Raw genomic sequence first — 23,515 nt, forward strand, 5'->3', positions numbered from 1 at the left:
AAGGCCAGGTGGCGGATGCGAATCGGGGAGCTCGCCGAGCGCACCGGCGTGAGTGAACGGTCGCTGCGGTACTACGAGCAGCAAGGCATGCTGGCCTCCGATCGCACGCCCGGAGGTCATCGAGACTATCCGGAACGGGCGGTGGACCGGGTCATCCACATCCAGGAGTTGCTCGCGGCGGGACTCACCAGCAAGAAGATCGCCCGCATCCTGCCCTGCATGCGCGACGCGGACGGCGGCCCCAACGAGTACGCCACCCCGGCGCTGGTCGCCGAGCTGCAGACCGAGCGGGAGCGGATCACCCGGACCATCGACGATCTCATGCGCTCGCGCGAGGTGCTGGACGAGGTGATCGAACGAGCCGACGAGCGGTCGTCGGCCTAGGTGTTGACCCCGATCCGGCGGGCGAACGCACGCAGCGGCACCTTCCGATCGTGGTCGAGCAGTTCGGACACGATATGCCGGGGCAGCGTCTGGTATTTCAGCCAGTCCGCGCCGCCCACCCGTTCGGCGGTGAGCAAGGCATCCAGCGCGCGCTGATGCCTGCCGGTGCGGGTCAGCGCGACAGCCGTGTCGGCGAGGTGCCGGGCCCGGGACGTTTGCGGGAGACTGCCGTTGGCAGGCATGGCCTTGGCGGCGGCCAGCGCCTCCGGGTAACGCTCCGAGGAGACGTTGACGTCGACCGTCTGCATGACGACCTGCGACGGGCCGAAATACGTCTCGTAGTCCTGCCGATCCGCGCCGATCCGCAGGGCGACTTCGCTCGCGGTCTCCACCAAGGACAACGCGTCGGGCACGTCCTGCGCCCGGCCCGCCGCGGTCGCGCCCTGCAACACCAGTGAGCCGTAGGCGGACAGGTGCATCGGTGTGACGTCGCCGGAGGGCTCCAGAGCCGCGGCCGCGTTCAGCGCGACGCCGCGGGACTCGTCGTAGCGGCCCTGCACCAGCAACTGCCAGGCCACCGATCCGCGGATGGTGGCCAGCAGCAGGGGATCGTTGCCGAGCTCGGCGGCGGCGAGCGCCTGCCGGATCGCCAGGAACGCCGGATCGGTCTGACCGAGATGCACCAGCGTGCATCCGGTCACCCAGTACATCCGGGCCAGCAACTCGTTGGCGGGCGCGACCGAACCGTTGTGCGCGGCGTGCACGGTGGCGCGGAGCTGGGTCAATCCGGGCGGCAGGATCGAGGTAAGCAGTTCGTAGCGACCGGACCAATAGGCGCCCCAGGCGTATTCGACCGAGCGACGGCCGTCGTCGAGACTGACCGCCGCCTCCTCCTCGGTTTCGCCCAGCAGGTCGTCGACCGGCGTCAAGGCGCGGCGGATGGCCACGATGCCCGCGTCCGGATCGGCGGACGGCACGCCCTGGCGCTTGCCGATCAGGTCGGCGATGTCCACGTCCAGGGCCCGGGCGAGCTTCTGCAAGCTGGCGATGGATGCGGTCTGACGGCCGCCCTGCTCGAGTTTGCGCACCAGATCCACACTGACACCCGCCTGATCGGCGAGCTGGCGCTGCGTGAGCGCCTTCCCGCGGAACTGGCGGATCCGAACTCCGATCGACGAGTCGTCCATACCCAAGTCCTTTTGTTAAATCTGGGTTTCAGAGTACGACGCTATGTTATCCGCGACTACCGGAGTGGGACATTGCGTACGACTCGTTCGCTGCTGGTTGGAATACCGTTGCCTTTCTGCAACTTTGACTGCAAAGGGCGGCGGCAATGAAAATCATGCCGAATACCACCGTGCAGGCCGGGCGCGCCGATCGCGCGCGGCGGCCTGGTGCACAGATCACGCGACCGGCGCGCCGCAGCGCGATTCGATCGGAACACCGCGTCAGCGCACGGCCCGCGAACACCGGAACACGGATGCGCGACCAGCGCGAGTTGCTATGCCGAAAGTCTGCCGCTATGACCGGATTCGGCTCTCATGATGCGGAGTAGAGCGATGTTCGAGGGCTGTCATACACCCCATGAAGTCGCACATCTGCTGCGGCATACCTACGGGCTTCCGGTCCAGCTGCTCGCCGGACGCCCGATCATCACCACCGGCTCCATCATCGGGGCCATCGTCATGCCGCCGGAACTGGGCCGGAAAGTTCTGGCTCCGTTGAACCGCCAGCACACCGCCCCCGTGATCGCCGACCCGGGCGAACGCTCATGGACCTTTCTCGTCACGCCCCCGAGCCCGGCCCGGCCGGTGGAGGTCCCGGTCCGGCGCTGCCTCGCCGGGCACGGGGTCACCGTGATCCCCGGCGGTCGCATCGTGCTGCTTCCCAGCTCCGATTCGACGCTCGGCTGGCATTGGGCGGGCGAACCGGCGCCGGGTGTCCTGCGCATGCCGCCGCGCGGCGCGGTGATCGACGCTGTGCACGAGGTGGTCGGACTCCGCGCGCACTGACCACCTGGCGCGACCGGTCCGCATCCGACTGCCCGGGTGCGGGCCGGTCGGGCCGGCTGGTCGGAAGCCGGGTAGAACCCGTCCGTCTACCAGGGGTAACTACTCATGCCCGCGCGCGGCGCGGAAACCAGCATGAAGTCATGACTACCTCCATCGATCCGGCGCTGCTCGCGCGGCTCTCCGGCGAGTTCACCACCTTGGGAACACAGCTGGGCGTGCTCGGACGGGATCTGGATCTGCTGCGTGAGCAGGTCACCGCGGAGACAACCGGCGTCCAGGGGGATTCCGGCGCATCCGGGACACCGAGTGCGCGCGTGCCTGGGGGAGCGAGCGAGCCGGTGTCCGGCAGGGCTGCTGCGCCCGGGGCTGATCCGACTCGCGCGCGCGTATCGGGTGCGCCTGGCACCGAGGCAGCGTATGGGCCGGTATCCGGTGCGCCAGGTGTGTCGGGGAGCGATGCGGCTCGCGGGTGGGCGTCTGGTGCGCTGGGTGTGTCCGAGACGGGCGCTGCTCGCGGGTGGGAGGCCGGCGTGCCGGGTGCGGAGGGGACCGGGTCAGTGTCCGGCGCGCCAGGTCTACCCGGGAGGGATGCTGCTCGTGAGTGGGCGTCTGGCGCGCCGGGTGTGCCCGGGACCGGGGCAGCGCGCAAGTTGGCGGCCGGGGAGGTGAGCGGTTCGGTATCGCGGCCCTCGGTGCCAGGCGGAAGCGACGGCCAGGCACTCGGAGTTCCCGGTGCAGCGGCATCCGATGCGCCCGGTGGTCCTGTCGCGGTGCCGCCGGGTGGAGCCGATGCGTCCGTGGGCGGCCGTTCCTATGCGAGTGAGTCCGGTGCGTCCCACGGGAACATCGGCGAGGTACACGCGGGATCGGCGCGCGTCCCGTCCGATGCGGGCCCACCGGTGATGCCGCCCTGGCCGGGCCACGCGCCGACGGCCGGTATGCCGGTTCCCCCTCCGCAGCCCGCGTATGTTCCGCGTTTCGCCCCGCCGCCCGGCGGCGCGTGGGGTGGCGCTCCGTGGCCGCCGAACGCGCAGGGGCCGATGCCGCCTCGTCCTCCCGTACCACCGCCCGCGAGGCCACCGGCGCCGCACACGCCGTGGTGGCAGCGCGACGGCGTGATCAGCCGGATCCTGGCGCTGGCCGGTGTCGCGGTGACGTTGATCGGCGTCGCGATGCTGCTGGTCCTGGCCGCACAGGCGGGGTTCTTCGGGCCGGTACCGAGAGTGGTTGCCGGTGCGGTGTTCTCGGTCGCGCTCGTGGGCGCGGGCGTGCGGGTCTTCCAGCGGACCGGCGGACGGGTCGGTGGTATCGCGCTGGCCGTCACCGGTATCGCGGGTGCTTACCTCGACGTCGTCGCGGTGACGGTCGTCTACCACTGGCTGCACCCGGTGTTCGGGCTCGCCGTCGCCTTCGGTGTCGCCGCCGCGGGCGTCGGGCTGGCGATGCAATGGCGGGCACAGCCTTTGGCGGTGCTGGTCGTGCTCGCCGCGGCGGTGCTGTCTCCGGTGCTGACCACGCGGCCGGTGCTCCTCGCGTTCTTGATCGTGTTGCAGTTCGCCTGCGTACCGGTGCAATTGGCCAAAAACTGGCCGTATCTGCACGTGGCACGGACATTGCCGGCCGTACTGGCGACGCTCGCGTTCGTCGCGGGGGCGGCGCTCGGTACGCCCGCGGCCGCGGAGCGCGCCTGGGTTCTCGCGGCCGCCGCGGCGGTCGCGCTGGTCGGAGTCGCCGGGACGATCGTCGTCGTCCGGCGCCGGGCCGCCGATCTCACCGCCTCGTCGACGATGGCGGCGGCGCTCGTGCCGATCCTGGTCGCCGCGGGGATGTACGAGCAACGAGTCGTCACCGTGTCGGTGGCGTCGATCATCGCGACGGTGCTCTTGCTCGTCGCTGCGGTGACCTTGGTGCCGAAACTGAATGCGCTCCTGCGAATTCCGGGGCATACCGCGCTCGTGGCTGCCCTCGCCGGCTCGGTCGCGCTGCTCGAGGCGTGCGTCGGCGCGACCGAGACGCGGACGCTGCCCACAGCCTTGTTCCTGGTGGCGTTGGCCTTCCTCGGCGTGGCGGGCCAGCGGAGGTCGCGCCCGGCGGCGGGCCTGGGCACGGCCTTCGCGGTGCTCGGCGGCTTCGCGTTGCTGAACGTCGCGAGCCCCGAAATCCTCGCTTCGCAGCATCGCTCGGAGGCGAGCCTCGGTGTGGCGAGCGTGCTCGGGGCGGTACTGGCCCTCGGTGTGGTGGCCGCGGCGCTCTGGTGCGCGCGGCGACTGCCCGGCCTCGCCGGGGGCAGTGCGTGGCCGTGGATCGCCGCGAGCGTCGCGGGACTCTACGCGGTCACCACGGCGACGGTCTCGATCGGCGTCGCGATCGGCACGCCGAACGGGTTCCTCCTCGGCCACAGCGCCGCGACCATCCTCTGGATGGCGGCCGCGACCGGCGCACTGCTGTTCGGACTGCGCGAACTCGCCGACGCACCCGCGGTCGCCAAACTCGCGCTCGGCTCCGGTCTCCTGGTCACCGCAGCCGCATTGGCGAAACTGTTCCTCTTCGACCTGGCCACCCTGGACGGCTTGGTCCGCGTCGCGGCGTTCCTGATCGTCGGCATCCTGCTGCTCTTGGCTGGAACCCGCTATGCCCGCGCCTTCGCCGACGCGGGCGCCGGCTCTGACGGAAACCGCGATGACGCTGGGGAAGCGGCTGAGCGAAAGATCGACGCCGACGGCTGAGCTGGTACTCATCAGCGGGGTGCTGCGCGGCCGATCGGGCTTGCCTTCGCAGACCTGGTCAGCGGTACCACACAGCGTGTCCTGAGGAGAAGAAAGCCGCTGTGCCCGACGGGCGCAGCGGCTCTCCCATAGCTCAGCGGCTACGGCTCATTCGCGTTCGCGGCGGCGCAGCAGTTCGTTGACACTCACCGTGCGGCCGTCACCGCCGTGGTGCCTGCCCTCCTCGGGGACCCTGCCGATGTGGCGGCGGGAGGAGCGCAGTTCGGCCATCCAACTCTCGATGCTGCTGCGGTTGGTGGTGTCGGGACCGTTGTACGGCTCCGCGGGGGCCTCGGGTTCGGGGGCGCGATGCGCGGGACCTTCGGATGCGTCCGGAGCCTCGGGCGGCAGGTGCCGCGCAGCATGGGGCTGCTGTGCGAGGTCGACGGTCGGGTCCCGCGTGATGCCGGCGAGCGGGCGAGGTTCCGGTGCCCGCGTCGGACGCGGAGCGGGCGGCGTGATCGGCGAGACGGCGGGCCGCGGGCTCGGCTCGGGAAGGATCACCGACGGCACACCGGCATACGGCGCGTTCCGGTCCTGGGACAGACCGGTGGGCGGCGCCGGTCGCGGCCCCGGGTTCGCGGGCGGCGCCGGCGGCCGCTGTTCTGCCTGATCGGGTGCCGAGCGAGGGTCGTTCGGGACCTGCGAGATCCGCCGCGGGCGAATCGGTTCGCCCTGCGGGGGTGTGGAATTGCGCGGCGGTTCCGGTCGCTGCCTGCCCGGATCGAGCGGCGGCGGCGCGGGCGTCGCCTGCGCCGCGGATGACGGCGGGACCCGGTCCAGCCGCCTGGTCGGCGCTTCGGCCTCGATCTCGGCGACCGTGCGCGGTTTGCGCCTGCGCGGCAGCTTGTTGGCGTCGGCCACCGCGGGGATCTGCATGGTCACCGGGTCGGTGATCGGCGTGGTCTTGACCAGGTCGACGACATCGCTCCCGCCGACCCGCTCGTCGTCGAGGATCGGCTCGCCGAGCCCGACCTTCTCCTGCACCTTCTTCATCCAGGCCGGGGCCCACCAGCAGTCGTCGCCGAGGAGTTTCATGGTGGCCGGGACGAGCAGCATGCGCAGCACGGTGGCGTCGATGAACAGCGCCGCGATCATGCCGTAGGCGATGTACTGCATCATCACCAGGTCGGAGAAGGCGAACGCTCCGGTGACGACGAGCAGGATCAGCGCGGCGGCGGTGATGATCCGGCCGGTCTGCGCGGTGCCGATCCGGACGGCCTCGGTGGTGCTCGCGCCCTGGGCGCGCGCCTCGACCATGCGCGACATCAGGAAGACTTCGTAGTCGGTCGACAGACCGTAGATGATCGCGATGATCAGCACCAAGACCGGTGACATGATCGGTTGCGGAGTGAAATTCAACAGCCCGGCGCCGTGGCCGTCGATGAAGATCCAGGTGAGAATGCCGAGCGTGGACCCGAGACCGAGGGCGCTCATCAGTGCGGCCTTGATCGGCAGCACCAGCGAGCCGAAGGTCAGGAACATCAGCAGCGTCGTCACGAACAACACGAGCGCGATCATCAGGGGCATCCGGGCCAGCAGCGCGTCGATGCTGTCCTTCTGGATGGTCGGCTGACCGCCTACGAGCATGGTGACGCCGTCGGGTAATTCCAGCGATCGGAGATAATCGATGGTCGGTTCGGCGTCCTCCGAATTGATCAACGTGACGGAGGTGTTGTAGATGGTCTTGTCTTTAGGGGCCGTGCGCGGCGGGTAATCGAATTCGCCCGCTAGTCCAGGGGCTTTGCTCGCCTCTTTGACCACCTTGCCGACCTGGGGGGCGAGGCTCGGATCGTCGACCACGAAAACCAGTTCGATCGGGTCCGATTTGCGCAGCGGAAAGACCTTGTCGAATTCCATCTGCGCCAGACGAGTCGGATTGTCCGGCGGCAGATACCGCTCGTTGATGCCGCCGAAACTGAGGTTCTTGACCGGGATGATCAGCAGCAGCAGAACGATGCACAGCGGAATCGCGATCTTGAGCGGATGCTTCATCACCCAGCGGGTGGACTGGCCCCAGAAGCCGCTTTCCACTTCGTCGGCGGTCTTCGTCTTGCGGAACCGCTTGAGCCCGAGCATGTCGACGCGCTTACCGAGCACCGCCAGCATGGCGGGCAGGACGGTGATCGAGGTCAGCGCCGCCAGCGAGACCGTCGCGATGGCGCCGTAGGCGACCGATTTCAAGAAACCCTGTGGGAACAGCAGCATGCCGCCGAGGCTGGCGACGATCATCGTGGCGGAGAACACCACGGTGCGGCCCGCGGTCATCACCGATCTGCGGACGGCCGCTCTGGTGTTGTAACCCTCGGCGAGTTCCTCGCGGAATCGGCTCACGATGAACAGGCCGTAGTCGATGGCCAGGCCGAGGCCGATCATCGAGACGACCGGCGAGACGAACGAATTCACCTCGGTGAACTCGGTGATGAAGCGGACGATGCCCCACGCGCCGACCACGGTGAGGCCACCGACGATCAAGGGCAATCCGGCGGCGACGATACCGCCGAAGATGAAGAAGAGCAGCAGGGCCACCGCCGGAATGGCCAGGATCTCCATGCGCTTCTGGTCGTCGGCCATGGTGTCGTTCAGCGTGCCCGCCACCGCTTGCAGGCCGGTCACCTGCACATCCACACCGGGGATGAAGAAGACGTTCTTCACCTTCCGGTAGTTGCGCACCATGTCGGTGTCGTTGTCGCCCTTGATGGCGATGGAGGCGAAGGCGTACTTCTTGTCTTTGGAGCCGAAAACGGAAGCCTGAACCGGGATATTCGCGTCGTTGCGCCAGTAGATGCCGTTGACCTTGGTGATCTCGTCCGGATGCTCGCGAGGCAGACTCGCCAGATTCGCGACGATCTTGCCGCTGAATTCCGGATCATCGATGGTCTTGCCCTCCGGCGCCGTGTACAACACGATGACGTCGGAGTTGTGATCCCGTTCGAAGGCTCCGTCTTTGATTCGCGCCGCGCGCGCCGACTCCGATGTCGGGTCATCCCACCCGCTGGAGCTGAGGTGGTCCTCCAACCCGAGGCCGTAGCCACCGAGAGCCAGAAGACCGGCCACGACCACGCCGATGACGGCGAAACGCAGCCGGTATACCAGATCGCCCCAGCGTGTGAACACTAAGCGACTCCTTGGGCGGGGCGAGAGGTGAGCAGTGCCGACAGCGGCCGGAACGGCTGCAGCCAGGCACCCTCGTCGGGCAACGAGTCGAGGCTCACCCGGGGCAGGGGTTCACGGAACACGCCCGGAATGTCCTCGAGGTCGATGAATTCGAGAGTATCGGATGTGACGGCCCAACTCGCGTGCTCGCGGAAGCCGAGTACCTGAACCGGCACTCCTTTGGCGGCGAGTTCCTCCAGCGGTTCGCGGAACGCCTGGCCGTCGGCCGAGGCGACCATGATGCCCGCCAGGCCGGCGCCGCGACTGCGCAGGGCGATGTGCGCGAGCATGTCGGCGTCGACGTCGGAGTCCTCGTCGATCTTGGGTTTGGCGAAGACCGCGTAGCCGACGTTGCGCAGCGCCTCCACCCAGGGCCGCACGACGTCGGCGGTGCCCGGCGCGATGTTGGTGAAGACGGTGGCCTCGGGTTCCACGCGATGCACCGCGCCCACCGACAGTTCGGCGGTCCGGGCCAGCAGCCAGCGGCCGAGCGCGTCGAACCGCGGGCGGTAGGCGGCGGTCGGCCGACCGCCCAGGATGGCGCCGAGGCCCATGTCGAGGTTCGGGGCGTCCCACACCAACAGGACGCGGCGCACGTCCGGCCCCGCGCTGCCCAGGCCTTCCGCTCCGCTTCCGTGCACCTCCCCGGCAACATCGACCACTTCGTGGGCCATCTCACTGACGCTCATCGGTCGATCTTCCCCCATATGAGCTCGGTGATGGCGCTACCGGCGCGATGTGCCTTGCCTTCGAATTTCGTGACGGGACGCTCGAAACCGATCGGCGCGGTGGCGCGATGGTCGGCACTGACGCCGCCCGTGGCCTCGTTCAATCCGCTGAGCAGGGGCTCCGCCATACCGACCGCATGGATGTGCTCGGCGTAGCCGGCATGGTCGGTGGCGACGTGCAGTACGCCGCCCGGCTTCAGGCGGCTGGCGATCAGCGCGACCGTCGCGGGCTGCAGCAGCCGCCGCTTGTGGTGGCGCGCCTTCGGCCACGGGTCCGGAAAGAACACGCGGACACCGGTTAGCGACTCTTCGGCAATCATGTTTTCCAGCACGTCGACCGCGTCGCCGCGCAGCAGCCGGATGTTCCCGATCGCCTCGCGTTCGATGCGCTGCACCAGTTGCGCGAGGCCGGGCTGATAGACCTCGATGCCGATCAGGTTCAGGTGCGGTTCGGCCTGCGCCATGGCGGCCGTCGCGGTGCCCGTGCCGCAGCCGATCTCGATCACCAGCGGCGCGTCGCGGCCGAACCAGGCGGCCGCGTCGAGCGGCTCGTCGGCGACCTCGCGGCCGATCGACGGCCACATCCGGTCCCAGGATTGCTGCTGGGTCGCGGTCAGCGCTCCCCTGCGCGACCGGAAGCTGGTGACTCGTGGGTACAGGCGGGAGCCGGTCTTGTGCCGGGGCCCGCCCTCGGCCGGAGCCGAAGCTGTGGACGGCGGGCCCGGAACTGACTCGGCAGTATGGTTCGCGGCGTCGTTCACGGCGTCCATTGTCCAGCATCCGGCGATCAGCGCGGCAAGCGGTTGGGCGCGCACCGCTGAGCAGGAGGTCAGGCGGCGCGCGCGGGCGCGACTGCGGCCACCGTCGGACGTTCCTGGCGCAGTGGTCTGCCCAGCGCGACCTTGGCCGCCGTCACCGCCATCTCCAGCAGGCCACGCACGCCCGAGGGCGAGGCCGCGACCGACCAGACGGTGCGGTCGCCGACGTCGCTCACCGGTTGCCCGGCGAACCGGTCGGCCAGCCAGTCCAGGCTGATCGGCGTGGACAGCGGCAGCAGGGAGAAGTGCTCGCTGAGCCGGTCGCGGACGTAGGTCACCGCGGCGCCGCCGCGGCGGTAGCGCGACACCTGGCCGTCGATCCCCTCGATGTGGATGACCTGATCGTGGATCGGTTGCACCACCAGCAGCGGGCAGGCGGGCGTCGTGTTGCCCAGCCGCAGGTCGTCGAACATGGCCCGCAACTCGGGGGTGTCGAGCACCTCCGCGAGCGGGCGGTCGAGGAAGTCGTCCACTTTCTTGCCGGCCAGCCCGAGGATGGCGCCCACGGGGGTCGCGTTCTCCGCGCGGACGACGAATCGGTGGCCTTCCGGGCTCAGTTGGTCATCGATCAGCGAGCTCAACGCGGGATACAGCCTCCGCAGGGCGGCGATGACGATGGCGGGCAGGCCGGCGTAGGAGGTGCCGTTGAGCCGGTCGAAGACCTGGCGCGGGTCGCCGACCGGGGCGCCGAGCACCGCGCCCACGATGTCGAGCTCCGGGGCATAGGTCGGCGCCATCTCGACCGTCCAGGAGCTGGCCATACCGCCGCCGGAGTAGCCCCATACCGCGACGCGGGTCTGCGGGCCGAGGCCGAGCGGGCCGAAGCGCAGGGCGGCGCGGATGCCGTCGAGCGCGCGGTAGCCGGGCTCACGCGGCGCGCCGAAGTTCCCGTGCGGGCCCTCGTGGTCGGCGATGGTTACCGCCCAGCCGCGCCGCAGCGCGTTCGCGACCAGCAGCCATTCGAGCTGGGTGATCGAGCCGAGGGCCCGCGCGCCGTGCCGCAGGGCGTAGGACGGGGAGCATTTCTCCGTGACCGCGTCCATCGCGGTCTGGAAGGCCAGCAGTGGGCGATCTTCGTCGGGTTCCGCGTCGACCGGCAGCAGGACCGTGGTGATCGCCGCTTCCGGCGCCCCGTGCAGATCACAGCTGCGGTACAGTAGCTGCCAGGCCGAGACCTGCTGCGGCACAATCCCGAACAGCGCTACCTCGATTTTCCTGCTGCGCAGGATGGTGCCGGGCGCTTTGGCCGCGAACCCTTTGGGCGGTCGATGGAACGGGTCCGTGCTGGGCAGCAAAGGCTTGCGGGCCGCGGGACAGGCCGGTTCCGGGTCGACAGCGCCGATGACATTCGCGGTCATCGCAACCTCCTCATCGTCGAGGTCGGTTGCCGCATGCGAAAGTTCAAGTTGCGCACCGGGTATGGTGCCGACCACTTCAGCAGGGTAAGTGACCGGCGGGCGTCTGGGAACCCCGGAGTACACGTCATTCCCGGCACTAGACTTCCCGGGCATGAGCAGACCGACAGTATTCATCACCGGCGCGGCGGCTGGTATCGGCCGGGCCACGGCCTTGCTTTTCGCTGCGCAGGGGTACCAGGTCGGGGCTTACGACATCGACGAAGTCGGGCTGACCAGGCTTTCCGGTGATATCACAGCTGCGGGTGGCGTCGTTCACACCGGGGTGCTCGATGTGACCAACGCCACTCAATGGGTGGAGCGCCTCGCGGAGTTCCATGCCGCGACCGGACGGCTGGACATCCTGGTCAACAACGCGGGCATCCTGCGCGCCGGGCCGTTCGACGCGATCGAACTCGCCGCCCATCGGGCGATCGTCGAGGTGAACCTGGTCGGCGTGCTCACCGGAACGCACAGCGCCTTCCGCTACCTGCGCGACACCCCGGGCGCCCAGGTGGTCAACCTGTGCTCGGCGTCGGCGATCTACGGCCAAGCCGAACTCGCGACTTACGGCGCCACCAAGGCGGCGGTGAAGAGCCTCACCGAGGCGCTGGACCTGGAGTGGGAGCGCTACGACATCCGGGTGCTCGCGATCTGGCCGTTGTTCGTGGCCACGGCCATGGTGGACGGGGTGACGACCGGGACGACGAAGTCGCTGGGAGTGCGGCTGACCGCCGACGACGTCGCCGCCGGAATCTGGGAGGCCACCCGCAAGCGCGCGCGGCTGCCGAAGGTGCACTACGAGATCGGCGCGCAGGCGAAGGTGCTGGCGACGGTGGCGAAATACGCGCCGAACTGGGCCGTGCGCACCGCGAACAAGTACTTCAGCGGCAGCTGAGCGGTCGCGCCTGCCCAGGGAGCGGACTTCTGACAGAATTGCGCACCGTACAAGGGGGTGGGCAGCATGCCGACAGCCACGGATTCCGACGGGCCGGTGCGGGAGCGCGGCGTTCCCACATCCGCCCATGATCAGCTCGACAAGCTGCTCGCCGAGCTGCGCTTCGGCACGGGGCGTGATCCGCAGATCGGGTACGCCGCGGCCGCCGCCGTCACCGCTTGGCGCAAACCGCCGCGCATCCAGGTGACCGGGCGCGCGCACGCGGGCCGCTCCACGGTGCTGCACGCGCTCGCGCTCATGTCGGCGGTGGAGACCGATCCGGTGGACCGGCCCGGAGCGCCCGACCCCGAACTCGACGCCGACATCGTCGTGTACGTGTTGTCGGCCGCGCCGACACCCGCCGACCGCAGGGTGCTGGCCACGCTGCCGCCGCAGCGCGCGATCGCGGTGCTGAACAAAGCCGACGCGATCGGCTCCCGCTGGGGTGATGCCGTGGCCGCGGCCCAGCAGTACGGCCGTGAGCTGCGGATACCCGTGGTTCCGGTGGTCGCGTCACTGGCCGTGCGCACCAGGTCGGGCGCGTTGAGCGGCGCCGATCTGGAGCTGCTGCGCAAGCTCGCCGCCGACGCCGACCCCGCGCTGGTCCTCGCGCCCGACCTGTTCCTCGCGCCGGGACCGGACGCCGCCGAGCGCGAACAGCTGCTGCGGCGCTGGGACCTCTACGGCGTGGCCTGCGCGTGCACGGCCCTGCGCCACGATCCGGACCTCGCTCCCCAGGCGCTGCTGCAGATCCTGCACGCGGCCAGCGGCATCGACGCGCTGCACCAGTTGTTGCACCGCCGCTACGAGCAGGTGTCCGCGTTGCGCGGCGGCGAACTGCTCGACGAGCTTGCTCGACTGGCCGCCCGCGCGGTCCCCGAGGAGGGCGGCCGCGCGCGCGACCTGCTGGAGTCCTATCTCTACGGCGACGATGCCGTCTGGCTCGGCCTCTGCGCGGGTCTCGCGGGGCCGGAGGTGGCCCACCTCGCCGCGGGGTATGCCGCCCCGGCGCCCACCGACGCCGACGACGCGCTCGCCCGCGCGACCCGCTGGCGCGCCGTCGTCGCCAGCGATATGCCTCCTGCCGCCCGCCGCGCCGCGTTGCGCGTGCACAACGGATACGTCCGACTATGGGAACGGATGAGCAGTGCCGGTCTCTGAACCTCCGGAATCGGCGACGGCGAGTAGGCCGCCCGAGGCGGATGCCCCGGCGCGTGCGGGGGACTCGTCCGCCGACGGTGCATCCGGACGTGCCGCGACCGCGCTGACGCCCGAGCTCGCGGCCGTGGTGGAGCGGTGGAATCCGCAGGGCATGGCGCTGCTGCGCGCGGTGCACGGCTCCGGCGGCGCGGGTGCCGTCGTGGTGATCGGCCCCGCCGACGTGAACACGACCTTGTTGCGCACCGAGCTGGCCCGGTTCGAACCGCGCGTCACGCTGTCCGAGCCGCCCGCGGACGCGGGCGCGGGGGTAACGGCCACCGCGCCCGCCGGTGCGGCCCCGCCCGCGGTGGCGTTGATCCTGCTCGACGCGGGCACCATCATCGGCGCGGACCTATTGGGCGTGATCGGCCGGTTACGCGCGGACGGCACCCGCCTGCTGCTCGCCATGAACGGCGTCCACGCCTACCAGGACTGGCGGGCGGTGCGGGAGCGCGACCTGGAGTTGCTCGCCGCGCACGGGGCGGGCGACCTGGACATCGTGCCGGTCTCGGCGCGGCTCGCGGCCGCGGCGCGCACCGCGGGCGACGCCGGACTGCTCGATCGCTCGGGTGTCGGGGCGCTGCACGCGCAGCTCACCGCGGCCGCCGCCGCGGGCGGTGACCGGCCGGGCGCGGTCACCGCACGGGTGCTGGCCGATACCCGCCAGCGGGTGGCCGAGCAGGTGGCGACGCTGCGCTCCGGCGCCGAACCGGCGCGGCTGCGCGAGGAACGCGCCGTCCTGCTGGCCGGACGCGACGGCGGACGAGCGACCGCCATGTCCACCTTGCGCGGGCAGCTGCACCTGGCCCGGGTGGATCTGATGACCGAGATCGGAGCGAGCATCCGGGCGCTGCACACTGCCGTGCGTGCCGATCTGGACCGGCTGCGCCCCGCCGGTCTCGCCGGCTATCCGGCCCGGCTCCAGCAGTCCGTCACCGAACTGACCGGTGCTCTCGACCATGTCATCGACGAACGCATCGCCGATCTGAGCGCCCGGATCGAGAGCGGAGATCGCGGTGCGCCGACGCGACGGCGCGACCCGGCTCCTCGGGTCGGCCCCGATCCGGAGCCGCGCCATCGGGGTGTCGAAGATCACCTTATGATCGCGCTCGGCGCGTCGGCCGGTGTCGGCCTCGGTCGCTTGCTGGTTGCTCCGTTCTCCCTCGTCCCCGCCCTCGACGTCGCGACCGTGCCGGTAACGCTGCTGCTCGGCGGGGGTGCGGCGGCGTGGGTGGTGCGCGCCCGACGCCAGCTGGCCGATCGAGCGCACATCCGGCAATGGGTCGCCGACGCGCTGGTCAACGTAAAAGCACAGCTCGAGCAACGTGTGGTGACCGCGCTCGTGGAAGCGGAGACCGTTTTGGCCGATCATGTGGTTCAAGCAAGCACCGCGCGAATGGTCGAGACGGATCGCCGGGTGGCCCGGTTGGAGGCCGATTTGCGCCGGATCGCGGCCGAACAGCCGGGGCAGCTCGCCGCGTGCGAGCGCGACATCACGATCCTCGATCGGTGGATCCTCCCTGTTGAAACGAACGACCGATTGGGTACACAGTGAGGAACCCGATACCGTACCGGCCGTCACATCGCGTTAACCTCTATTCAGGAACTTGGGCGTCCGCTAAGTCCTGATCTGCCGCCCTCGGTGGGTGCGTGTTCGACCGGTCGGAGCGGGCGCCTTCCCGCCAACGGTGGCGCTCGGTGCATTCGCGCTGGTCATGGGCCTAGGGCCAGGCGGCGAAGCAGCGAGTAGCCGCCCATCTCAGGAGAGTTTTCATGACGTCAGCGACCATTCCTGGTCTTCGTGGATCCGACGGCAAGGCGCCGACCGAGCACAGCGAACTACTCGCCTGGGTACAAGAAGTCGCCGAACTCACCCAGCCGGATCGAGTGGTGTGGGCGGACGGCTCCGACGAAGAGTGGGAGCGGCTGACCGAGCAGCTCGTGGCAGCGGGGACGTTCAAGCGCCTGGATGAGAAGAAGAAGCCGAACTCCTTCCTCGCTCTCTCCGATCCTTCCGACGTGGCGCGGGTGGAGTCCCGCACCTTCATCTGCTCCAAGACCGAGGCCGACGCGGGCCCGACCAACAACTGGGTCGACCCGGCCGAGATGCGCGCCACGATGACCGAGCTGTACCGCGGCTCGATGAAGGGCCGCACCATGTACGTGGTGCCGTTCTGCATGGGCCCGCTGGGCGCCGACGACCCGAAGCTCGGCGTCGAGATCACCGACTCCGAGTACGTCGTGGTGTCGATGCGCGTGATGACCCGTATGGGCGCCGCCGCTCTGGAGAAGCTGGGCGCCGACCGTCCGTTCGTGAAGGCGCTGCACTCCGTGGGCGCGCCGCTGGCGGAGGGTCAGGCCGACGTGCCGTGGCCGTGCAACGACACCAAGTACATCACCCACTTCCCCGAGGACCGGGAGATCTGGAGCTACGGCTCCGGCTACGGCGGCAACGCGCTGCTCGGCAAGAAGTGTTACTCGCTGCGGATCGCCTCGGCGATGGCCCACGACGAGGGCTGGCTGGCCGAGCACATGCTGATCCTCAAGCTGATCTCCCCGGAGAACAAGGCGTACTACATCGCCGCCGCGTTCCCGAGCGCCTGCGGCAAGACCAACCTCGCGATGATCCAGCCGACCGTGCCGGGCTGGCGCGCGGAGACCCTGGGCGACGACATCGCCTGGATGCGTTTCGGCAAGGACGGCCGCCTCTACGCGGTGAACCCCGAGTTCGGCTTCTTCGGCGTCGCGCCGGGCACCAACCGCAGCTCGAACCCGAACGCCATGGCCACCATGGAGGCGGGCAACACCGTCTACACCAACGTCGCGCTGACCGACAACGGCGATGTCTGGTGGGAGGGCCTGGAAGGCGAGCCCGACCACCTGATCGACTGGAAGGGCAACGACTGGTACCTCCGGGAGACCGAGACGCTGGCCGCCCACCCGAACTCCCGCTACTGCACGCCGATGGCGCAGTGCCCGATCCTGGCGCCCGAGTGGGACGACCCGCAGGGCGTGCCGATCTCGGCGATCCTGTTCGGCGGCCGCCGCAAGACCACCGTCCCGCTGGTCACCGAGTCCTTCGACTGGCAGCACGGCGTGTTCATGGGCGCCACGCTGTCCTCCGAGCAGACCGCGGCCGCCGAGGGCAAGGTCGGCACCGTCCGCCGCGACCCGATGGCCATGCTGCCGTTCCTGGGCTACCACGTCGGTGACTACCTGGGCCACTGGATCAATGTCGGCAAGAACGCCGATGCCGCCAAGCTGCCCAAGATCTTCTACGTCAACTGGTTCCGGCGCGGTGACGACGGCCGCTTCCTGTGGCCGGGCTTCGGCGAGAACTCCCGCGTGCTGGAGTGGATCGTCGGCCGTATCGAGGGTTCCGCGCAGGCCGAGGCGACCGCGATCGGCAACGTGCCGACCGCCGCGCAGCTCGACCTGGACGGGCTGGATGTCGACGCCAAGGACGTCGACGAGGCGCTCGCCGTGAACGCCGAGGAGTGGCGCAAGGAGATCCCGCTCATCGAAGAGTGGTTCGAGTTCGTCGGAGACAAGCTGCCTTCCGGCGTGCGTGACGAGTTCGAGGCGCTCAAGCAGCGTCTGGGCTGACACTCCACCCAAAGTAGCATTCGCCCGCACCATCTGGCAGATGGTGCGGGCGTTTTGTTCTGCGCGACAGACGTTTTGCGCGCACTGCCGGGGAATCCGGTGCAGCGACCGCGTTATTCGTGGAACGGTGACAGCCGGATCATGGTCAGGAAGCCCGCTCGGTTGAGCCAATGGATCCGGCCTTCCGGCATGGCCTTCGCTTCCGCCCGGAACGCCGCGATCACGCGCCGCTCGAAGTCCAGGCGCGGGTGCCGCCGCAGCAGTTCGGTGACCCAATCCCGGTCCAGCTCCGCGAGCCGCGTCCCGAGCACGTCCACGGACGCTCCCGCGGAGACGAAGCCGCCGGGATCGCCGAGATCGTCGGCGACGCCGGGCGTGATGTGCGCGGCGATCGCCGCGCCGATCGCGTCGGCCCGTTCCGGCGGGGCGCCCGCATCCCGTGCGATCGCGGCCGCCCGTTCGCCGCCGACCACCGCGAAACACCTTCCGGTTGTCGGGCTTTCGAGTTGCAGGTCGTGCAGCAGGCAGGAGACGTAGACGAGTTCGTCGTCGTAAAGTGCGCCGTCGAGCTCGGCGAGGACCCGCCCGAAGTAGTAGGTCCGCAACGAATGGTGCAGGACATGCGGAGACAGCGACTCCCGCGCCTCGGTTTCCGCCGCGACGGCGAGTTTCGAATCGGGTAGCCGCAGACCGGCGAACTCCAGCTTTCCGCGGCCGCGCCTGCCCAGCGCGATCCGGACCCGGTTCGGCGCCATGGCGGGCAACGTACGGGCGATCGCGACGGCGAGTCGGCGGCGTTGCTCCTTCGACAGCGCGCCCCCGGTACGGGTGGCCCATGCCCAGTCGAGACCCGTCGGTGCGGCCACGATGTCCTCCTTCTCTCGGGTCGCTCGGTATGCCCTTGGAGTCAAGTGTGCGGCGAGGCCCGCGACGAGTGGCGGAAATGACAGTAATACTCGGATTCGTGCCAAACTGCTGGTGATGAAGCAAGTGGTGGCGCTCGCGCTCGACGGGGTGATGACCTTCGACCTGGCCTGCGCTGTGCAGGCGTTCCGGCACGGGCCAGGGAAGACCGGGGAGCCGTCCGGGTTCGAGATGCGGACGTGCGGGGTGCGGCCGGGGCCGGTGTGGACGCCCAACGGCTTCGACCTGCGGGTCGAGCACGGACTGGAGGCGCTGGCGGACGCGGATGTGGTCGTCGTGCCCGGAATCGGCATTCCGACGCTGCCGACGCCGCCGCGGGCGTTGACCGCGTTGCGGAGCGCGGCCGGGCGCGGCGCGACCATGGTGAGCATCTGCGTCGGTGCGTTCGTTCTGGCCGAGGCCGGACTCTTGGACGGACGACCGGCGACGACGCACTGGGCCTACTGCGGCGAGTTCGCCGAGCGGTATCCGGCGGTGCGGCTGGACCCTACCGCGCTGTACGTGGACGACGGTGACGTACTGACTTCGGCCGGGTTGTCGGCGGGCCTCGATCTGTGCCTGCACATCGTGCGCCGGGAGCTGGGCGCGCACGCGGCGGCGGAGCTGGCGAGGTGGAATGTCACCGCGCCGCACCGGGAGGGCGGCCAGGCGCAGTACGTCCCCGATGGACCGGCCGCGCGTGCCACCGACGGGGGTCTCGCCGCGACTCTGGCCTGGGCGGTCGCCGAACCCGCTGCGGCGGTGGACGTTTCCGCGTTGGCCGCGCACGCGTTGCTGAGTGAGCGCACCTTCATCCGCCGCTTCAAGGCGGAGGTGGGCACTACGCCGCGGCGCTGGCTGGACGCTCAGCGCACCGCTCGGGCCAGGGAACTTCTGGAAACCACACGTTTGCCAGTGGAAGTCGTCGCGGCCAAGGCCGGGTTCGGCAGCGTCACCGCGTTGCGGGTGCACCTGCGTGCGGCGACGGGCGCCACCCCCGCCGCCTATCGCCGATCAGTGGGCGGGTGAGTTCGCCGCCGTGACCACGAATGCCGTTGCCTGAGCGCTCATTCCGCCGAACCGCAGCAGTGATCGGCGGTCCGCCCGGTGCGGGGCCGTCGTGGCGTCGGCCGCTTGTCGGCGAAACTCGTACGGATGAAGGGGTTTAGCCGGGTGTGGGAAGGGGTAATGATCTTGTTGAGAGATTTCGTGTATTCGTAACTTATGCTTGGCGTGTTCTTCCTTCCGCATCACCCAGTCGGATTACTGACGGTTAACTGATCGACTGAACTACTTCCCTACCGACATCGGACCCGCGATGCCGCGGCGCACGGCGAGATCGACGCGAGAGGTGGATGGAGCATGGCCGATCTGGAGACGGCGACGTCCCTTGCCCCCACGGTGGCCGAATTCGAGTTCGCGACCGCGAGCACCCCGCTGCGCCGGGTCGCGGGGCGGCTGCGGGCAGTGCTGCCGCCGGGGTGGCGCGTCGAGATCGTCGAGGCGCCACCCCGGCGTTACGGCAACCGTGCGCCGCTGCTGCGGGTCGTCATGCCACCGGACTGATCACCCGGTCCAGCCGAGCGGCATGAGCAGCGACTTCTGCTCACAGAACGAATCGAGACCCTCCGGGCCGTTCTCGCGTCCGAGCCCGGAGGCCTTGTAGCCGCCGAACGGCGAAGTCGGATCGAAGGCATACCAATTGATCGCGTAGGTACCGGTGCGCACCCGCGCCGCGATCTCGGCGCCGTGCTCGATGTCGGTCGTCCACACCGAGCCCGCGAGGCCGTAGACCGAGTCGTTCGCGATGGCGACGGCCTCCTCCTCGGTCTCGTACGGGATCACCGACAGCACCGGCCCGAAGATCTCCTCCTGGGCGATGGTCGACTTGTTGTCCACGTCGGCGAAGATCGTCGGCTCGACGAACCAGCCCCGGTCCAGACCCTCCGGGCGGCCGCCGCCGAGCACGAGGCGCGCGCCTTCGGCCTTGCCCTTGGCGATGTAGCCCTCCACCCGGTCGCGCTGGCGTTCGGAGATCAGCGGGCCCAGCTGCACGCTGGGGTCGTTCGGGTCGCCCACCTTCATCGTCTTCACGTGTTCGACCAGTGCGTCGAGGATCTCGTCGTACCGGCCGCGCGGCGCGAGGATGCGGGTCTGCGCGACGCAGCCCTGCCCACTGTTCATCAGGCCGGAGAAGGCGAGCACCGGGATGCCTGCCGCCACGTCCATGTCGGGCAACAGGATCGCCGCCGACTTGCCGCCGAGTTCCAGCGAGACGCTCTTGAGCTGACCGGTCGCGATGGCGCCGATCTTCCGGCCGACCGCGGTGCTTCCGGTGAAGGTCACCTTGTCCACGCCGGGGTGCGAGACGAGGTATTCGGCCGCGTCGGGCTCGGCGGGCAGCACCGACAGCACGCCTTCGGGCACTCCGGCCTCGGTGAAGATCTCGGCCACCAGATTGGCCGTGATGGGCGTCAACGGGGCGGGCTTCAGGACCACGGTGCAGCCGGCCAGCAGGGCGGGCGCGAGCTTGTTGACCGCGAGAAACAGCGGAACGTTCCACGCGGTGACCGCCGCGACGACGCCGCGCGGCTCGCGCGTGACGCGCGTGGTGCCGAATCCGCCCACCCTGGTCTCCTGCCAGGGGAAGGACTCCGCCAGGGCCGCGTAGGCGTCCAGGGCGGCGACGGCGGGGAGCTGATTCAGGGTCATCGCGATCATCTGCGGCGCGCCGACCTCGGCGGTCAGCGCGGCGAGCAGGTCCGCGGAGCGCTGTTCGATCAGCCGCGCCGCGCGGGTGAGCACTGCGGCGCGCTCCTTCGGCGGTGTGGCGGGCCACGGGCCGTGGTCGAAGGCGTGCCTGGCCGCGGCGACCGCGGCGTCGACGTCGGCCCGGCTCACCGCTGGGACGCTGCCCACCGGCTCGACCGTGGCCGGCGAGATGACCTGGATGCGCTCGGCGGTGGCTGGCGCGGTCCAGCGGCCGCCGATGAACAAGCTGTCGTAATGCATGAGAACACGTTACAGTTTTGCCCCGCTTCTGTCTGTAACATGTTTCAGTTTTGCTCACCGCCGAGGCGCTGACCGGTGTGAATCCCGACCTCTCGGTTCGCTTTTCGCAGAACGCACTATTGCGTTCTGTTGCTGGAAGGGGGATGCTGTAGCGACATATCAGCTCGCTCCATTACCGAATCGTTACCGCAAACTGGGGAGTCCGAGTCATGGCGGTGCAAGTGATCGGCCGGTCGCTGATGACAAGTGATCAAACCGAGCATCAGGCTAAAAGTGTCGGCAGCGGCGGGTGGGTGGTCTCCTTCCTACCCGGCCGCACCCTGACGATCGAGCAGGCGACGGCGGCTATGCAGGCCGCGGAGGCGGTCGCCGCCGTCGGAATGCTGGCCGACCTGGTCGGCCTCACCACGCTCGAGACCGTCGGGCTGGCGATGCGCGAATCGCCGTGGAGCGAGCCTGTGCATGCTCCGTGCGGGAAGCGGCACTGGCGCCGCGGATGGCTGGAGCCTTACCTCCGCTAACTTTTGGTTGCCACCACAACCAGATTGCTGACAAGTAACTCGCGCACCATCGGCACCCGGACCAACCACCACGCCCAGCGGGGGTGGTAGCGCGGAAACACCGTGTGCACCTCCGCCGGAGTGCCTGCCGCCCAGCGCAACCCGTCCGCGGCCCGCACCGCGAACAGCGACGTGCCGAACCTGTTCTTGGGTTCACGTCCGTGCTTGCGCCGATACCGGCGCGCGGCGTACTCGCCACCCAGGTAGTGCCACGGCCCGGTCTCGTGCCCGCCGAACGGGCCGTGCCACACCGTGTAGGACAGCACGACCAACCCGCCGGGCCTGGTCACCCGCACCATCTCGTCGGCCATCAGCCACGGCTTCGAGACGTGCTCGGCGACGTTCGACGAGAAACAGATATCCACCGCGTCGTCGCGGAACGGCAGCGCCATCCCGGACCCGCGGACCGCGCCCGCGACCGAGAGGCCCGCGGCGTGCATCTCCGTGGGGTCGGGCTCGACCGGGATGTAGCGCGCGCCCGTGCGGGCGAACTCGTCCGCGAAGTAGCCCGGCCCGCCACCCACGTCCAGGATCGTCGCCCCGTGCAGTGACCGGCCGGTGAGGTCGGCGTAGAAGTCGCCGATCATCGCCACGCTGTCGGCGGCCAGACCTCCGTAGAACAGCGCCGGGTCGGTCTGCTCGAACCGGAAACTGCCGAGCAGCCGCAGCGACCGGCGCAGGGTCGCCCGGCGGGCGAACCGGAGCGAACTGCTGCGCGTCGGCGTCTTTTCGGCTTCGAGCACGGCGCCGAGTTTCGCACAACCCCGATGCCGGGTATCTCGGGCGGGTGCTCGGGTTAGGGTGTAGCGCGACATCCGGCGTTCCCACCGGGACCTACTGACCGAGAGAAGCTCCACCGTGCGCGAAGTCCTCCTGCTCTGCTGGCGTGACACCGGGCACCCGCAGGGCGGCGGCAGCGAGCGGTACCTCGAGCAGGTCGGCGCGCAGCTCGCGGCACGCGGGGTCAAGGTCACCCTGCGCACCGCAGGCTACCCGGGAGCGCCGCGGCGGGAACACGTCGGCGGCATCGATATCAGCAGAGCGGGCGGTCGCTACACGGTGTATCCGCGAGCGCTCGCCGCGCTGCTGCTCGGCAGGATCGGCCTCGGTCCGTTGCGCGGCGTGCGGCCGGACGCGGTGATCGACACCCAGAACGGCATCCCGTTCTTCGCCACCGCCGTCACCGCGGCGCCGTCGGTGGTGCTGGTGCACCACGGCCACCGGGAGCAGTGGCCGGTGGCGGGCCGACTGGTCGGCCGTATCGGCTGGTGGATCGAGTCGCGGCTGTCACCCCGCGTGCATCGCCGTAATCAATACCTGACCGTTTCGCTGCCTTCGGCGGAGGAGTTGGCCACGCTCGGTGTGGACCGTTCGCGAATCGCGGTGGTGCGCAACGGTGCTGAACCTGTTCCAGTCGACGCTCCCACCGGCGCGGCGGAAACCCGCAATGCCGCACCCACTGTCGTGGTTCTGTCCCGTCTGGTGCCGCACAAGCAGATCGAGGACGCGCTCGCGGCCGTTGCCCGGCTGCGCGACCGCGTACCGGGGCTGCGCCTCGACGTGATCGGCGACGGCTGGTGGGCGGACAACCTGCGGGACAACGCCCGCGCACTCGGCATCGCCGACGCCGTCACCTTCCACGGGCACGTGGACGAGCGCCGTAAGCACGAACTCCTGGCCCGCGCGTGGGTGCATGTGCTGCCTTCCCGGAAAGAGGGGTGGGGGCTCGCGGTGATCGAGGCCGCCCAGCACGGCGTGCCGACGGTCGGTTACCGGAGCTCGCGCGGCCTCACCGATTCCATCGTCGACGGCGCCACCGGAATCCTGGTCGACGACGTCGCCCAGCTGGCCGATGCCGTCGGCGATCTACTGGACGATCCCGGCGCCCGCACGGTCATGGGTGAGAAGGCGCGCGCCCGCGCCCGGGAGTTCTCCTGGGAGCAGACCGGGAACGGTGTGTACGAAGTGCTGGCCGCGGCGGCCCGAGGCGAGCACAAGAGCGGGTTGATCGTGCCGCGGACGGTCTGCTGAGCCGTTGCC

Annotated in this window: 19 protein-coding genes; 11 read left to right on the forward strand and 8 right to left on the reverse strand. The window is 69.8% G+C overall.

Annotated elements, in window-relative coordinates; genetic code table 11:
- Positions 1 to 15 precede the first annotated feature (15 nt).
- Positions 16 to 384, forward strand: coding sequence for a MerR family transcriptional regulator (locus ACWEKR_RS25035; protein WP_195084431.1), 369 nt, complete (start codon positions 16 to 18; stop codon positions 382 to 384).
- On the opposite strand, the gene ACWEKR_RS25040 is transcribed toward ACWEKR_RS25035, so the two are convergent.
- Positions 381 to 1,571, reverse strand: coding sequence for a helix-turn-helix domain-containing protein (locus ACWEKR_RS25040; RefSeq protein WP_195084430.1), 1,191 nt, complete (start codon positions 1,569 to 1,571; stop codon positions 381 to 383). The genes ACWEKR_RS25035 and ACWEKR_RS25040 overlap by 4 nt on opposite strands.
- A gap of 357 nt (positions 1,572 to 1,928) precedes the next feature.
- On the opposite strand from ACWEKR_RS25040, the gene ACWEKR_RS25045 reads away from it, so the two are divergent.
- Complete coding sequence (locus ACWEKR_RS25045; protein ID WP_452356539.1) at positions 1,929 to 2,396, forward strand: hypothetical protein; 468 nt, start codon at positions 1,929 to 1,931, stop codon at positions 2,394 to 2,396.
- Between the two features lie 1,115 nt (positions 2,397 to 3,511).
- Positions 3,512 to 5,122 (forward strand): DUF2339 domain-containing protein, encoded by a 1,611-nt coding sequence (locus tag ACWEKR_RS25050; protein ID WP_452356540.1) that lies wholly within the window; start codon positions 3,512 to 3,514, stop codon positions 5,120 to 5,122.
- Positions 5,123 to 5,269: 147 nt separating this feature from the next.
- On the opposite strand, the gene ACWEKR_RS25055 is transcribed toward ACWEKR_RS25050, so the two are convergent.
- The 4 genes from ACWEKR_RS25055 to ACWEKR_RS25070 are packed head-to-tail and all read right to left on the reverse strand — an operon-like array spanning position 5,270 to position 11,221.
- The gene (locus tag ACWEKR_RS25055; RefSeq protein WP_452356541.1) at positions 5,270 to 8,278 is read right to left on the reverse strand and encodes an MMPL family transporter; all 3,009 of its coding nucleotides are present in this window, start codon (positions 8,276 to 8,278) and stop codon (positions 5,270 to 5,272) included.
- The gene (locus ACWEKR_RS25060; protein ID WP_084488352.1) at positions 8,278 to 9,006 is read right to left on the reverse strand and encodes an NYN domain-containing protein; all 729 of its coding nucleotides are present in this window, start codon (positions 9,004 to 9,006) and stop codon (positions 8,278 to 8,280) included. Before ACWEKR_RS25060 ends, ACWEKR_RS25055 begins: the two co-directional genes overlap by 1 nt.
- Positions 9,003 to 9,815, reverse strand: a complete 813-nt coding sequence (gene trmB / locus ACWEKR_RS25065; protein WP_452356542.1) for a tRNA (guanosine(46)-N7)-methyltransferase TrmB — start codon at positions 9,813 to 9,815, stop codon at positions 9,003 to 9,005. Before trmB ends, ACWEKR_RS25060 begins: the two co-directional genes overlap by 4 nt.
- Positions 9,816 to 9,874: 59 nt before the next feature.
- Positions 9,875 to 11,221: a lipase family protein gene (locus tag ACWEKR_RS25070; RefSeq protein WP_452356543.1), complete on the reverse strand. Its 1,347-nt coding sequence runs from the start codon at positions 11,219 to 11,221 to the stop codon at positions 9,875 to 9,877.
- Between the two features lie 151 nt (positions 11,222 to 11,372).
- Here ACWEKR_RS25070 and ACWEKR_RS25075 point away from each other — a divergent pair, with 151 nt between their 5' ends.
- The 4 genes from ACWEKR_RS25075 to ACWEKR_RS25090 all read left to right on the forward strand — a co-directional run bounded on the left by ACWEKR_RS25075 (position 11,373) and on the right by ACWEKR_RS25090 (position 17,000).
- The gene (locus ACWEKR_RS25075) at positions 11,373 to 12,155 is read left to right on the forward strand and encodes an SDR family oxidoreductase (RefSeq protein ID WP_452356544.1); all 783 of its coding nucleotides are present in this window, start codon (positions 11,373 to 11,375) and stop codon (positions 12,153 to 12,155) included.
- A 66-nt stretch (positions 12,156 to 12,221) separates the two neighbouring features.
- On the forward strand, positions 12,222 to 13,355 hold the full coding sequence (locus ACWEKR_RS25080) for a hypothetical protein (protein ID WP_452356545.1): 1,134 nt from the start codon (positions 12,222 to 12,224) through the stop codon (positions 13,353 to 13,355).
- Positions 13,342 to 14,949: a hypothetical protein gene (locus tag ACWEKR_RS25085; protein ID WP_452356546.1), complete on the forward strand. Its 1,608-nt coding sequence runs from the start codon at positions 13,342 to 13,344 to the stop codon at positions 14,947 to 14,949. The genes ACWEKR_RS25080 and ACWEKR_RS25085 overlap by 14 nt, the downstream gene beginning before the upstream one ends.
- A 218-nt stretch (positions 14,950 to 15,167) precedes the next feature.
- The gene (locus tag ACWEKR_RS25090) at positions 15,168 to 17,000 is read left to right on the forward strand and encodes a phosphoenolpyruvate carboxykinase (GTP) (protein WP_452356547.1); all 1,833 of its coding nucleotides are present in this window, start codon (positions 15,168 to 15,170) and stop codon (positions 16,998 to 17,000) included.
- A 113-nt stretch (positions 17,001 to 17,113) separates the two neighbouring features.
- Here ACWEKR_RS25090 and ACWEKR_RS25095 read toward each other — a convergent pair whose 3' ends face one another.
- Positions 17,114 to 17,866: a phosphohydrolase gene (locus ACWEKR_RS25095; protein ID WP_452356548.1), complete on the reverse strand. Its 753-nt coding sequence runs from the start codon at positions 17,864 to 17,866 to the stop codon at positions 17,114 to 17,116.
- A 109-nt stretch (positions 17,867 to 17,975) separates the two neighbouring features.
- On the opposite strand from ACWEKR_RS25095, the gene ACWEKR_RS25100 reads away from it, so the two are divergent.
- Both ACWEKR_RS25100 and ACWEKR_RS25105 read left to right on the forward strand, forming a co-directional pair.
- A complete protein-coding gene (locus tag ACWEKR_RS25100; protein ID WP_452356611.1) occupies positions 17,976 to 18,932 on the forward strand; it encodes a GlxA family transcriptional regulator in 957 nt (318 codons plus the stop codon).
- A gap of 333 nt (positions 18,933 to 19,265) precedes the next feature.
- Positions 19,266 to 19,469 (forward strand): hypothetical protein, encoded by a 204-nt coding sequence (locus ACWEKR_RS25105; RefSeq protein ID WP_159846310.1) that lies wholly within the window; start codon positions 19,266 to 19,268, stop codon positions 19,467 to 19,469.
- Here ACWEKR_RS25105 and ACWEKR_RS25110 read toward each other — a convergent pair whose 3' ends face one another.
- On the reverse strand, positions 19,470 to 20,915 hold the full coding sequence (locus tag ACWEKR_RS25110) for an aldehyde dehydrogenase (RefSeq protein WP_452356549.1): 1,446 nt from the start codon (positions 20,913 to 20,915) through the stop codon (positions 19,470 to 19,472).
- Between the two features lie 209 nt (positions 20,916 to 21,124).
- Here ACWEKR_RS25110 and ACWEKR_RS25115 point away from each other — a divergent pair, with 209 nt between their 5' ends.
- On the forward strand, positions 21,125 to 21,436 hold the full coding sequence (locus tag ACWEKR_RS25115; protein ID WP_159846304.1) for a hypothetical protein: 312 nt from the start codon (positions 21,125 to 21,127) through the stop codon (positions 21,434 to 21,436).
- On the opposite strand, the gene ACWEKR_RS25120 is transcribed toward ACWEKR_RS25115, so the two are convergent.
- On the reverse strand, positions 21,433 to 22,218 hold the full coding sequence (locus ACWEKR_RS25120; RefSeq protein WP_324198071.1) for a class I SAM-dependent methyltransferase: 786 nt from the start codon (positions 22,216 to 22,218) through the stop codon (positions 21,433 to 21,435). The two genes, ACWEKR_RS25115 and ACWEKR_RS25120, sit on opposite strands and share 4 nt — an antisense overlap.
- A 115-nt stretch (positions 22,219 to 22,333) precedes the next feature.
- Here ACWEKR_RS25120 and ACWEKR_RS25125 point away from each other — a divergent pair, with 115 nt between their 5' ends.
- Entirely contained in the window at positions 22,334 to 23,506 is a 1,173-nt protein-coding gene (locus ACWEKR_RS25125; protein WP_452356550.1) for a glycosyltransferase family 4 protein, read from the forward strand.
- Positions 23,507 to 23,515: the final 9 nt, after the last annotated feature.

The organism is Nocardia sp. NPDC004573 (genome assembly GCF_053602135.1).